The organism is Naumannella cuiyingiana, from assembly GCF_013408305.1.
In the GTDB taxonomy this organism is placed as follows: domain Bacteria; phylum Actinomycetota; class Actinomycetes; order Propionibacteriales; family Propionibacteriaceae; genus Naumannella; species Naumannella cuiyingiana.
Window position 1 is genome coordinate 1,666,672 of sequence record NZ_JACBZS010000001.1, and the last position, 12,530, is coordinate 1,679,201.

A 12,530-nucleotide genomic window follows, 5' to 3' on the forward strand; every position below is an offset into this window, starting at 1 on the left:
GATCAACTCCCTCCCCCGGTCGGGTCCGGCCAGGCCGGACGCTCCTCGGCGCGAGCCTCCAGCCACTGCGCCGCGGCCAGCACGCGGCGATCGTCGAATCGCGGTCCGGCCACCTGGATCGCCGCCGGCAAGCCGCCCGGCCAACACATCGGCAGGCTCACCGCGGGCTGGCCGGTCTGGTTGAACCAGCTCGTGAAGCCGCAGTGCGCGAGCGGGTGCTCGGGGTCGAGCCCGAGCTCCTCGGCGGGGAACGCGGTAACCGGCAGCACGGGCGAGACCACCACATCGTGGCCGGCGAGGGCTGTGCTGAACCGGGCGGCACTGTGGGCGACGGTCGCGAGGTCGGCGTAATGGTCGAGATTGCTCTGCCCGGCCACCCGCTGCGCCCACCGGACCAGCCGTGGGTCGACACCGCCGCCGGCGCCGCGCTCTCCCAAGCCGTGGATCTCGGCGAGGGCGCGGGTGCCGAAGATGCGGTCGAGCGCGGGAAAGGGATCATCGGCGAACGGCGGGGTGATCGTCTCCACGACGGCGCCCGCCGCCGCAAGCGCGTCGGCAGCTCGACGGACCGCCGCCAGCACGGCCGGATCGGCGGAGAAGCCGTAGCCGAGGTCGGTGAGCACGCCGACCCGCATCCCGCGCGGGTCGAACGCGTCGCCGTCTCCGGGCACTTCGGCCGGGAGACTGAGCGGGTCGGCGAGGTCGGGCCCCGCGAGGACCGAGTAGAGGGCGGCCACGTCGGCGACCCAGCGGCCCATCGGGCCCGCGGAGCGCATGGTGGAGGCCGGCGGGTGGGCGATCCTGCCCTGGGTCGGCTTCAGGGCGACCACCCCGCAGTGGGCGGCGGGCAATCGCACCGAACCCGCAATATCCGTGCCCACCGCGGCATCGCAGAGCCCGGCGGCGAGCGCCGCTCCCGCGCCGGCGCTCGACCCCCCGGGGCTCAGTGAGGTGTCCCACGGATTCCGGACGATTCCGTACGCCGAACTGACCCCGGAGGCCGACATCCCGAGGTCCGGCATCGTCGTCTTGCCGACGATGATGGCGCCCGCGGCCCGCAGGCGCGCCACGATCGGGCCGTCCGCCTGCCCTCCCGCCGCGCCCCGGTGTGCCCGCAGACCGTGCCGCCACGGCAGTCCCCGCATGGGAATGCTGTCCTTCACGGTGACCGGCACGCCGTCCAGCGGGCCGAGCGGCGAGCCGCTCGCCCAGCGGCGGTCGGCCTCGCGGGCGGCGATCGTTGCCCCGTCGAGATCGAGATCGGCCATCGCGTTGATCGTCGGGTTGATCCGCTCGATGCGTCCGAGCACCGCATCCAGCCGCTCACTCGGCGCGCCTCGCCCCGCGCTCCAGGACTCACCGAGGGTCGCGATCGACATCCCTTCGCTCATTCGTCGTCTCCTCCGGGCTCACCGCGCAACAGGCGACGAGCGGTCGCGGTCAGCACCTCCACGCCGGCGAGGAGATGATCGGGGTCGGTGTCCTCGGCGACGTTGTGGCTGATCCCGTCGCGACTCGGCACGAAGATCAGGACGGTCGGCACCCGAGCGCTCAGGGCGATCGCGTCGTGCCCGGCACGGGTGGCCAGCCGCAGGGAACGCGCGCCCACCTCGGCCGCGGCCTTCTCGGCGAGCGCCACCCCGTCCGGCCAGAGCTCGCGCGGGGGCCGGACCTTCACCCTGGCCCGTTCGGCAGTGACCTCGGTCAGGTCGGCCATGGCGGTATCGAACTCCCGCAGCGCCCGGCTCACCTGTTCGGTCTCCGGGCCGCGGATATCGGCTTCGAACTCGACCCGCGCCGGCACCACCACCGGAGAATTGGGAAAGACCCGCAACCGGCCGACCGACGCCAGCAACTGACCCGGCGGCGCCTCGGCGGCGAGCTCACGCAGGGTCAGCACCAATCGTGCCGCCCCGACCAACGCATCGTGGCGGTCGGCGAGCGCGGTCGCGCCGGTGTGGGCCTGGTCGCCGTGCACCACGACGGTGAACTTGGCCACGGCCCAGTTGCGGGTGACGACGCCGATCTCCACGCCGGCGTTCTCCAGTTCGCGGCCCTGTTCGATATGCAGTTCGAGGTAACGATCGGCGACCGGGCCGCCGCCGCTGCCGAGACAGCCGATGCCCCGCAGCGCGTCGGCGACGCTCACCCCGGCCAGATCCTCGATGGCGAGCGCATCGGTCAACGCGAGGGCTCCAGTGTAGGTGGAACTGCCCAGCAGGCTCGGCGTGAACCGGGCACCCTCCTCGTTGAACCAGTCGACGACTGCGAGGTTGCGGACGGGGGTCAACTCACCGGCCGCCACCTCCGCGGCGAGCCGGGTGGCGGCGTGGGCAGCGGCCAGCACACCGTAGGCGCCGTCCAGCCGCCCGGCCGCCGGTTGACTGTCCAGGTGCGACCCCAGCACCAGCGCGGGCGCGCCGGGCAGCCATTCGATGCTGGCGAAGAGATTGCCGATCCGATCGGGCTCGACGCCGAAACCGTTGCCCGCCAACCCATCGGCAACCCACCGGCGGGCCGCAGCGTGCTCGGGAGTTGCGGCCTGCCGGTCGACTCCGCGCACCGCGGCGCCCGCGGGCGCGGTGGCCCCGAACTCGCTCAGTTGATCAAGATCGGCCAGAAACGCGTCCGGCGTCATCGACTGCCCTCCGGTTCGGTCAGCTCCGAGACCTCCACCGGCACGGGCGCGACCCGCACCGGGTTGCGAGCGACGTCGAACATCTCGGCCACCCGCTGCCGTTCGGCGGCCGACGGCGGTGTGAGCGCGGAAACCACCGCGAACACCAACAGGTTGACGCCGAGACCGACGATACCTCCGGTGATGCTGGCCAGGGCAGGCATGTCGTCGGGATAGATGGCAGTCAGCACCGCGGCGACCGAGAACCCCGTGACCATTCCCGCGATGGCCCCCTGTTTGCTGCCACGCTGCCAGAACACGCCGATGAACAACGGCACCGCGAGCTGGATGATCCCCTGGTAGGAGATCTGTGCCAGCAGTTGTAGTCGGGAGAAGTTGAACGTCAGGTACGCCAGGACGCCCGCCAACAGCATGAAGATCACCATGCTGATCTTGGCGACCCGGGTGAGCTGGACATCGGTCAGTTGCCGGCGCTCGGAGTTGACCAGATCGTTGGCGATCTGCAGTCCGCAGACCTGCACGCTGCCGTCGATGTGGCCCATGGACGCCGCGAACACGATCGTCACGCCCAAGCCGAGCAACCAGGTCCCGCCGTAGCTCTGCAGCGCCGTGAACCATCCGGCCTGCGGATTCTCCGCAACCACGGGCATCTGTGAGACCGCGATGCCGAACACCATCAACAAGGTGTAGAAAGTCGCGGAGATCAGCACCGTGCGGATCGTGCCGGCCTTGACCGACCTGACACCGGAGGCGGTGTAGATCCGTTGGAAGCTCATCGGCCAGCACAGGCTGCCGACGACACCGGTGAAGATCAGGCTGGCCAGGTACAGCGGTCCGTAGCCGTCGCCGTCGCCCGGGACCCGCAGGAACTCGACCGGCAGGCGCCCCAGCTCGGCGAATCCGACGGGTGGCCCGGCCAGGCCGCTCAGCAGGACCAGGCAGACCACGGCCGCGCCGACATAGGCGACGCACCCCTGGAAGGCGTCGGTCATGATCAGGCCGCGCATGCCCATCCGCACCGTCCAGTACTGACGGATCAGGATCGCGACGAGGCCGATGATCAGGCATGCCGTCAGCGGAATCGTTCCGGCGCTGGCCCAGACGAAGACCTCGCCCAGCGCCTGCATGCCGAGCACCACCCACGGGAACACCGAGATCACCCCGATCAGGCTTGCGACGATCCGGACGGCGGAGGAGTTGTAGCGCAGCCCCATCAGTTCCGGCTGGGACCGCAGGTTGTAGTGGGCGCCCCAGCGCCAGGCCCGGGTGGCCAGGAAGTACATCATCGCGACCCCGAGCGTGGAGTACGCCAACCCATAGAAGCCGAAGACTCCGGCTCCGGCGGCGAGCCCGAAGAAGGCGATGTAGGTCGCCCCCGGCCACCAGGAGTTGACGTAGCACATCGCGACGAACCACGGGCCGTAGCGGCGCCCGCCGACCGAGTACTCGCTGAAGGTCGGGTTGTCGGTCTGCTTCGTCCGGTAGAGGATGAAGATCACGATCGCATAGAAGACCACCAGCATCGACATCATGATGATCATGTCTGCGCTCCCTCTTCCGGCAGCGCCTCATCGAGCTCGCCGCGGATGTTCTCCACGTGATAGAGGCCCCACAGGGCCAGACCCAACAGCGCCGCATCGACAATCCAGTACCAGATCGCTATCGGGATGCCGGCCACCAGCACGGTCGAGCCGCTCACCGAGAAGTAGAACGGTGGAAACAGCGCCATCAGCAGTGTCACGCACACGACGGCACCGAAGAACAGATTGATCGTGCGGCGAGGCAGGCCCCGGATGAACTTCCGCATGACGGTCCTCCTAGTTGATCAATGCCATCACGGCATCGTGAATGAGCCCATTGGAGGCGACACCGCTTCCCCGGGCGTGGCTGTCGCTGCCCGCCTTGCAGGTGAACCGACCACCGGCCTCCGCGATGATCACCGGCATCGGCGCGAGATCGTAGATCTCTGCGCGATGATCGACGACGGCGTCGGCCTCGCCAGCGGCGACCATCGCGTAGCCGAACGCGTCGCCCCAGGTGCGGACCACCACCCGCCGACGGCGTGCCTCGTCGAGCACCGCGCCCGGCCAGTCCTCGAGCCAGGTCGCCATCAGATAGGCATCGGCAAGCTCGTGGTGCGCCGACACGTGCAGCCGTTCCCGGTCCCGCCAGCAGCCCGCACCGCGCTCGGCGTACACCGTGCAGCCCAGCGCCGGCAGCCCGATCGCACCGAACGTGATCTCACCGTCGCATTCGCGCGCGATCAGATTCGCGAACAGGGGTACGCCGTGGACGAACGACTTGGTGCCGTCGATGGGATCGATGATCCACCGGCAGCCACTACCACCGTGCGTCTCGCCGAACTCCTCGCCGTAGATGCCGTCGTCGGGAAAGACCTCGGCCAGGCCTTCGCGCAGCAGCAGTTCGATCTCCCGATCCGCCTGCGTCACCGGCGTACCGTCCGCCTTGTCCTCGACCCGGACGCGACCGCGCCGGGCGAACCAATCCCGGGTCAGCTCGCCGGCCTGTGCCAGCAGCGCCAGGGCGTGCTGTGCCGGGCCGCTCAACGAGTCCGGGCCGGTCAGCGTGGCGCCGCGGTCAGTCATCGAGCCCCTCCTACCGCTGGGATCGCTCGGATTTGCAGCAGGATGGCAGAGACCAATATTGGTACCCAGACGCGCGATGTAACGAGAAGGTTACGGATCCTCGGGTGTCCGCTGGACCTCGGTCCTTCGGGCGATACTCCTCGAAAGATGGGGCAGAGGAGACCGACCATGTCCACGCTTGCTGACCGAACCGCCGCGGTGCTGCGTCGACTGACGGCCGAGCATCGTGAGCGCGGCGCATCCCGGTTGCCGACCGAACGAGAGCTCGCCGCCGGCCTCGGGGTGTCGCGAACGACCCTGCGTTCGGCCCTGGACCGACTCGTGCGCGAGGGTGACCTGCGACGCGGAGCCGGACGCAAGGAGGGCATGTTCGTCACTGGGGTGATCGACCGCCCCGAGGACGCGATCGTCGGATCCGCATGTGGGCAGCACACGGTCTGCCGCGACCTGAACACGGTCAAGGGCGTACCGGAGATGCTCAACGAACAAGGCTATGCCGATTCGACCACCGTCTTGTCCGCACGGATCGAACCCGCGCCGCGATCCGCGGCCCGGGCCCTGGGTCTGCCGCCGGGGTCGTCGGTCACGTCACTGCGCCGGGTGCGCTATGCCGACGGCGAACCGCTGTCGCTCGAACAGCTCTACCTCGGGGGACCGCACTGCGAGCGTTACCTGTCCACCCGCCTGGATTCCCTCTACGCCGGACTGCGCACCGACTTCGGTCTGGTGATCACCGCCGCCCGCGAGACCATCACGCTCGCGGTGATCAATGCCAGCGCCGGCTCGTTGCTCCAGCGCACCCCCGGCTCGACGGCCCTTCGGCTGGAACGGGTCGCCTACGACCAGGCCCGACGCCCCGTCGAGTACTCGGTCGATCTCTTCCGCGCGGACCGGACGGAGCTGCGGGTCCACGCCGGCGCCTGACCTCGGGCGCGGGGCGGCTTCGGTAGCGTGGGGCCGCGTGACGGGAACGACACTGCGCATCGACGAGGCGGCCTGGCGTACCTCCCTGGATCGGGTCCGCGACGCAACGCCCGGCCTGGTGCCGGTGGCGAAGGGCAACGGCTACGGCTTCGGGCTCCCGCGGCTGGCCGCGGAGGCGACCCGGCTCGGCGCCGACACCATCGCGGTGGGTACGCCGGGCGAGCTCGACGCGGTCGCCGACCGGTTCCCCGGCACGATCGTCGTGCTCACTCCCTGGCCCGGTGCGATCGCCGACGACGGCGTACGGTCCCTGACGGCCGTGCCGCCCGACGAGCACGACCCGGCCGCCGCGCGGCTGCACCACACGCTGCGCCACCTCGGCTGGAAGCCGCCGAAGGATGCCGCGGGTTTCGCGGCGGGCCAGCCGAAGTTCAACTTCTGGCTGCCGCTGAAGGGTCGCAGCGCCGACGACGTGCTGAAGGGCATGAACCAGCTCTGGCGGCGCAACATCAAGAAGGCCGCCAAACTCGGTGTCGAGGTCAGCGAGGGCGGCCCGGACGATCTGGGCGAGTTCCACCGGATCTATGTCGAGACCGCCGAGCGCGACGGGTTCACCCCGCGGGCACTGAGCTATTTCCAGAACATGTGTCCGTCGCCGGAGACGACCCCCATCTCGGCCTGATCCAGTTCAAGGTCGGCACCGGCGGCGAAGCCGTGGAGTACCCGGGCGAGTGGGACCTCCCGATCAACCCGATCCTGCACAAGGCCTTCGACTGGTACATGAACCGCGGGAAATAGGCTTCGGTACTGACGCGACCGATGCACGACGAGGTCGAGTCATCGAGACGGCGGTGAGTCCAGCGTGGAGAGCACCCTGTCCACCGCGTCGGTGAGCGCGACCGATCGAGAACCAATGGTGTGCAGGAGGGTTACTCCCTCGATGAGTGCGACGATCTCGCCCGCAACGGCGGACGCGTCGGGGTAGCCCGCGTCCACGAGCGCGTCGTTGATGAACTGCTCGTACCGCAGCACGTGTGCGTGGGCCACCGCGTTGACACGGCCTTCGCCGGCGTGCGACGCCGACCGCATCACCAGGCAGCCGTGGAAGTCGGGGGAGCGGTACCAGTCCTCGAGGTCGCTGCACAGCCCTCTGATGCGATCGATACCGGGCGGCCTGTTGCCGGCGCTGCGGATCACTTCGTCGTGGACGGCGTCGCTGCGGTGGGTCGCGACCGCTTCGATGAGGTCTGACTTGGTGGGGAACTCGCGGTACATGCTCGTCTTCGACACGCGTGCAGCCGATGCGATCTCGGTCATTCCGATCGACGGGATGACGTTCGACGCGAACAGCCGGGTCGCCGCCTGCATGATCCGCGGTCGTGGGTTGCGGAACCTCGATTCAGTCATCCGGGCCTCCCTAGGTTTCGTCCAGTGTGGAACCTGCGCTGCCGGTTGTGCCAAACGATACTCCATCGTACTGTTTGTGTATGGGAAGGACATCGGTAGCCGCACTCTGGGTCGCCGTCTTCTGCGGCTACGTCGCGCTCGGTGCCACCATTCAAGTACTCCCCGGCTACGTCACCGGCGCGCTCGGCGGAACGCTGACGGCTGCAGGGCTCGCGGTGGGAATCGCCTTCGCAGCGACAGCGCTGACGAGACCGGTGGCAGGCTGGCTCGCCGACGGCGCCCACTCACGCCCGGTCGTTGCGACGGGCGGCGTCCTGACCGCCCTTGGCGGCGCTGGGCATCTTCTAGCGACGACGATCCCCGAGATCCTGCTCGCGCGCGTGGTGATGGGCGCCGGCGAGGCAGCCCTGTTCTCCGCTGCACTGCCGTGGGTCCTGTCCTCCATCCCGGCGGACAGGAAGGGAGCGATGGCGGGCTGGTTCGGCCTGTCGATGTGGGGCGGCCTCGCTGTGGGTCCCGTGGTCGGCAGCGCAATCAGCGATGCGACCGGATCGGCGAGATCGGTCTGGTGGACGGTCACCGCGCTCGGGATTGTTTCTCTGATCTTCGCCGTGAGCGTGCGGGCTGGCCAAACACCGTCTCCTGCGCGTCCTTCGTTCACACTGCGCGGGCTGTTGCCCTGGGGCGCGAGCGCCCCAGGGGCCGTGTTCGGTCTGTCCGCCTACGGTTACGGCGCGATCAACGCGATAATCGTGCTCTACCTCGCGAACCTGCGCTCCGGCGCCTCACACTACGTCCTGGGTGTCTTCGCCGCCGCCTTCCTGATCACGCGCTTCTTCGGAAGCCCCCTGGTGACTCGCTGGGGCGGGAAGCGTGTGTGGGGCGCGATGCTCGCGGTCGAGACCGTCGGGTTGGCGATCATCGCGATTCCCTCAGCCGGAGTCGTCGGGATTGTGGCGGGGACGGCGTTGGCCGCAGTCGGAGTGTCACTGATGTTCCCGGCGACCGTCGCCGTGACGCTCGACCGAGCCGGCCCCAAGGCGCCGGGCACCTCGGTGGCGGTCATGGCGTCCTTCTGGGATCTCGGTCTGATGGTGGCGGGCCCGCTCAGCGGAGCGGTCGCGAGCCGCTTCGACTACCCATCGGCCTTCGCTCTCGCTGCGGCAGTATCGTTCGCCGCACTGCTGGCCTCCGCCGCTGTCAGGAGCACTGCCAAACACGAAGTGCACCAGCCGGCTACTCACGAATCGGGGGGTCGACAATGACGGGATTCTCGAAGATCGCCTACACCTCCTCGGTCAGGCGGCAGCAGCACGACCACGGCAGCCGGAACGCGATTGCCAGAACGGAGACCGACGACGTCTTCGCCGGGCTGACCGCTCAGGAGCAGGCTTTCATCGGCGCTCGCGACGAGTTCTACCTCGGCACGATCAACGCCGACGGCTGGCCGTACATCCAATACAAGTCCGGGCCAAAAGGGTTCGTCGAATGCTCCGCCGGCCCCAGCGGCGCCGTGGACACGCTCCGCTACCTTGAGGTGGCGGGCAACCGACAGTACGTGTCGTTCGGCAACCTTGAGGACAATCCCAAGCTCTCCCTGTTCTTCATCGACTACGTTCGGCGAATGAGGCTCAAGATCTTCGGCCTGGGCTCGCTCGAGCAGCACCCTGCCGGGGCGAACGGCCGGATCTCGACGGTGATCAGGATCCGCGTCGAAGCGTCGACCTGGAACTGCCCGAAGTCGATCATCCCGAGGTTCTCCGTGGATGAGCTTGTCGAGCTCGGCGTCCGAGCCCCCGCAGCACCCGGGCGCTGATACCGGCCTGGCGCGGCTTCTACTGCCCCTTGGCCAACGATGAGGCAAGGAGGGTCTCGGCGGCACGACGGGCGTCAGCGCCTGCTGCGCCGTCGCCATCGATCTGGGTGACGACCGTGGCGCCTTCAATCAGCAGCAGAAGCTGGCGGGCCAGTGGTACCGGTTCGGGCACTCCCGCCTCGATCAACAGGCGCTCGAGCAAATCTCGATACCGCGCAAGGTGTCCCCGGGTGACCTCGTGCGCTGACAGGCCGCCACGGCTGTCAGCGGCATAATTGATCACCGCGCACCCGCGGAAACCCTGTTCGGCGAACCAGCGGGTGAGAAGATCGAAAAGTGCCAGTACGCGCGTCGGCCCTGGATCAAGGGGCGCAAGCGACTGCAGCAACCAGGCATGGATCCGGTCGCTGCGCTCGCGGGCAACAGCCGCAGCGAGGCCCTCCTTGGACTCGAAGTACCGGTAGATCGTCAGCTGCGATGCGTTCGACGCCGTTGCGATCTCCCGCATTCCTACCGCGGCCAGGCTGCGGTCGTAGAACAACCGCGCGGCGGCATCAAGCACCCGCGCACGCGTCGCGCGGGGGTCGATCGTCGCCCCTGCCTGCACCGGCATTACATACCTCGCCTCAGTTCGATCGAGACCACTCTCAATCACCCGGGTAGGTCCCACCCAAGCCTAGCCCGGCGCGGTGTGCTAGGCGTCTGGCGCTGTCGAAGTTTCGGCGGCGCGGGCGCTGTGGTCATCTGCGGGCGAGCGCTCCGATCGTCCTGAACCCCATGCCACCAGACTTGCTGCGATCGCGAAGCCGGCGGCGACCGGAAGGATGTAAGCGGGAGATGTCGTGGTGGACAGGATGATCGCGCCGATGACGCTCGATGAGAAGTTCCCCAGGTAGGCCGTGGAGAGGTTGAGCGCCGACACCAAAGGAGCACCACCGGCAGGTGCGTAGGCGGTGATGCGGTGCTGCTGGGGGCCGATCACGGAGAAGCACACGAAACCGCTCAGCGCATGCAGCACTGCGGCCAAGGCGAAGTCGGCACGGGCAGTGAGCATCACAAGAAACACGATGGCAATCCCCGACGTCGCCGCGATGACCACGACCCGCGGACCGAAGCGGTCGGCGAGCCGACCGGATATGAGATTGCCTGCGGTGGCGAAGATTCCGAAGATCATCAGAAGTGCTGCCAACTTGCTCTGATCACCTCCGGTGGCAAGTTCGAAGACCTTGCTCATATAGGTGAACGGCAAGAAGACGCCGACGAAGGCAAGGAGCGTGACCGCAAGGACCTTCAGCACCCGAGGGTCGCCGAGGGGAGCCATGCGCTCGCGGAGGCTGGCTGTCTGGTCGACCTTGATCGGCGGCAGCAACGCGGCGATGGCGACAGCGATGACCGCGGCAATCACCGTGATGAACCAGATCGCGGCTTGCCACCCCCACTGCTTCCCGATCAACGTCCCCAGTGGTGCACCGAGCACGAGCGAGAGGGTCGATCCGGCTGTCACCATGGAGATCGCACTGCCCCGACGCTCCTCGCCGGCAAGAAGGGAGGCGGTGGCGACCGCATTCGCGGCGAACAGGGCCGCGCCCGCGCCGGCAAGTACACGCGATGCGAGAACGAGTGCGTAGCTCCCAGCCAGCGCGGTCACGGCATTGCCCACGCCGAGCAGGACCAGGCCGGTGACCAACGTCCGCCGTCTCGACCATCTGCCCGTGACGGTGGCGAGTACCGGGGACAGCAACGCGTAAACCAGCGCGAACACGCTGACCAACTGGCCCGTCGCGGCGCTGCTGACATGCAAGGTCGAGCCGATTTCCGGCAGCAGTCCGACGATGACGTAGCCGTCGGTGCCGACCGCGAACGCACCAAGAGCCAAGATCGCCGTTCGCGGCCTCCAGTCCTGGCTGAGATGAGTCTTCGGTTCATCGGACATTTCGAGGTCCCCGTCGCTGGTTGCTGATCCGCGCGCCGCAAGCACACCTGCGCGATCCCTATTACGCACAGTAACGCTCGTTATCATCTAGATCAACGATTCGAGCCGCACTGGGTCGGCCCCCGTCGAGTACTCGGTCGATCGCTTCCGCGCCTCACCTCGTCGCCGGGCGGCTTCGGTAGCGTGGGGCCGCGTGACGGGAACGACACTGCGCATCGACGAGGCGGCCTGGCGTACCTCCCTGGATCGGGTACGCGACGCAACGCCCGGCCTGGTGCCGGTGGCGAAGGGCAACGGCTACGGCTTCGGGCTTCCGCGGCTGGCCGCGGAGGCGACCCGGCTCGGCGCCGACACCATCGCGGTGGGTACGCCGGGCGAGCTCGACGCGGTCGCCGACCGGTTCCCCGGCACGATCGTCGTGCTCACTCCCTGGCCCGGTGCGCCGGCCGACGACCCGCGGATCGTGCCGACGATCAGCCGCCTCGACGAGTTGCGCCGCCTCGCCGCCTCCGACAACCGGCCCCGCGCCCTGGTCGAGGTCGCGACCTCGATGCGGCGGCACGGTCTCGCGCCGGCCGAGCTCGCCGACGCCGCCCCACTGATCGACCGCCTCGACTTCGCCGGCTGGACGATCCACCTGCCGATCGGCGATACCTCCGCCGAGGCCGTCGATCTTGCGCGCACCGCCACCGCGGCCCGCCCGGCACCGCTCTGGTTCTCCCATGTCGGTGCCGACCGGGTTGCCCGGATCGGCGCCGAGCTCGGGGTGGAGACCCGCCTGCGGCTGGGCACCGGGTTGTGGCTGGCGGACCCGTCCGCCTACCGCGCCACCTCGACCGTGCTCGATGTCCATCGGGTACGCCGGGGCGAGCGCGCGGGCTATCGGCAGCGCAAGGTGCCGGGCGACGGCTGGGTCGTCGTGGTCTCGGGCGGCACGGCGAACGGCATCGGTCTGGAGGCCCCGACCGCCGCGACCACGCTCCGGCAGCGTCTCACCGCGGTGGCCGGGGGCGGCCTGGCGGCGACCGGCCGCGCGCTGTCGCCGTTCGAGCTCGACGGCCGCAAGCGCTGGTTCCTGGAGCCGCCGCACATGCAGTCCTCGCTGATCTTCCTGCCGGCGGGCTCCGCTCCCCCGGCGATCGGCGACGAGGTGCCCGTCACCGTGCGGATGACGACCTACCTGCCGGACGCGACCGCGGCCTGAGC

At 69.0% G+C, this 12,530-nt stretch carries 12 protein-coding genes and 1 pseudogene; 5 read left to right on the forward strand and 8 right to left on the reverse strand.

Translation table 11 applies throughout. The features are described 5' to 3' along the window. Window positions 1-2 precede the first annotated feature (2 nt). Genes GGQ54_RS07675 through GGQ54_RS07695 form a run of 5 tightly spaced genes read right to left on the reverse strand, consistent with a single transcriptional unit; the run spans window position 3 to window position 5,244 of the window. Window positions 3-1,391 (reverse strand): amidase, encoded by a 1,389-nt coding sequence (locus GGQ54_RS07675; protein ID WP_179444854.1) that lies wholly within the window; start codon window positions 1,389-1,391, stop codon window positions 3-5. Continuing rightward, entirely contained in the window at window positions 1,388-2,638 is a 1,251-nt protein-coding gene (locus GGQ54_RS07680) for a hydantoinase/carbamoylase family amidase (RefSeq protein WP_179444855.1), read from the reverse strand. Before GGQ54_RS07680 ends, GGQ54_RS07675 begins: the two co-directional genes overlap by 4 nt. Beyond that, complete coding sequence (locus tag GGQ54_RS07685) at window positions 2,635-4,179, reverse strand: sodium:solute symporter family protein (protein ID WP_179444856.1); 1,545 nt, start codon at window positions 4,177-4,179, stop codon at window positions 2,635-2,637. The genes GGQ54_RS07680 and GGQ54_RS07685 overlap by 4 nt, the downstream gene beginning before the upstream one ends. Beyond that, a complete protein-coding gene (locus GGQ54_RS07690; RefSeq protein ID WP_179444857.1) occupies window positions 4,176-4,445 on the reverse strand; it encodes a hypothetical protein in 270 nt (89 codons plus the stop codon). The genes GGQ54_RS07685 and GGQ54_RS07690 overlap by 4 nt, the downstream gene beginning before the upstream one ends. 10 nt (window positions 4,446-4,455) lie before the next feature. Beyond that, window positions 4,456-5,244: an inositol monophosphatase family protein gene (locus tag GGQ54_RS07695; RefSeq protein WP_179444858.1), complete on the reverse strand. Its 789-nt coding sequence runs from the start codon at window positions 5,242-5,244 to the stop codon at window positions 4,456-4,458. A gap of 168 nt (window positions 5,245-5,412) precedes the next feature. Between GGQ54_RS07695 and GGQ54_RS07700 the strand changes: the two genes are divergently transcribed. Together GGQ54_RS07700 and GGQ54_RS07705 are read left to right on the forward strand one after the other, a co-directional pair. After that, entirely contained in the window at window positions 5,413-6,168 is a 756-nt protein-coding gene (locus GGQ54_RS07700; protein ID WP_179444859.1) for a GntR family transcriptional regulator, read from the forward strand. 118 nt (window positions 6,169-6,286) lie between these two features. Further along, a pseudogene (locus GGQ54_RS07705) lies at window positions 6,287-6,966 on the forward strand (lipid II:glycine glycyltransferase FemX). Window positions 6,967-7,005: 39 nt separating this feature from the next. On the opposite strand, the gene GGQ54_RS07710 reads toward GGQ54_RS07705, so the two are convergent. Further along, window positions 7,006-7,575 (reverse strand): TetR/AcrR family transcriptional regulator, encoded by a 570-nt coding sequence (locus GGQ54_RS07710; RefSeq protein ID WP_179444860.1) that lies wholly within the window; start codon window positions 7,573-7,575, stop codon window positions 7,006-7,008. An 80-nt stretch (window positions 7,576-7,655) separates the two neighbouring features. Here GGQ54_RS07710 and GGQ54_RS07715 point away from each other — a divergent pair, with 80 nt between their 5' ends. After that, window positions 7,656-8,840, forward strand: coding sequence for an MFS transporter (locus tag GGQ54_RS07715; RefSeq protein WP_179444861.1), 1,185 nt, complete (start codon window positions 7,656-7,658; stop codon window positions 8,838-8,840). Then, window positions 8,837-9,391, forward strand: coding sequence for a pyridoxamine 5'-phosphate oxidase family protein (locus GGQ54_RS07720; protein WP_179444862.1), 555 nt, complete (start codon window positions 8,837-8,839; stop codon window positions 9,389-9,391). Before GGQ54_RS07715 ends, GGQ54_RS07720 begins: the two co-directional genes overlap by 4 nt. Before the next feature lie 19 nt (window positions 9,392-9,410). Here GGQ54_RS07720 and GGQ54_RS07725 read toward each other — a convergent pair whose 3' ends face one another. Beyond that, on the reverse strand, window positions 9,411-10,004 hold the full coding sequence (locus tag GGQ54_RS07725) for a TetR/AcrR family transcriptional regulator (protein ID WP_179444863.1): 594 nt from the start codon (window positions 10,002-10,004) through the stop codon (window positions 9,411-9,413). Window positions 10,005-10,085: 81 nt separating this feature from the next. Continuing rightward, window positions 10,086-11,324, reverse strand: coding sequence for an MFS transporter (locus GGQ54_RS07730; RefSeq protein WP_179444864.1), 1,239 nt, complete (start codon window positions 11,322-11,324; stop codon window positions 10,086-10,088). 193 nt (window positions 11,325-11,517) lie between these two features. Here GGQ54_RS07730 and GGQ54_RS07735 point away from each other — a divergent pair, with 193 nt between their 5' ends. Then, window positions 11,518-12,528, forward strand: coding sequence for an alanine racemase (locus GGQ54_RS07735; protein WP_343045892.1), 1,011 nt, complete (start codon window positions 11,518-11,520; stop codon window positions 12,526-12,528). Window positions 12,529-12,530 lie beyond the last annotated feature (2 nt).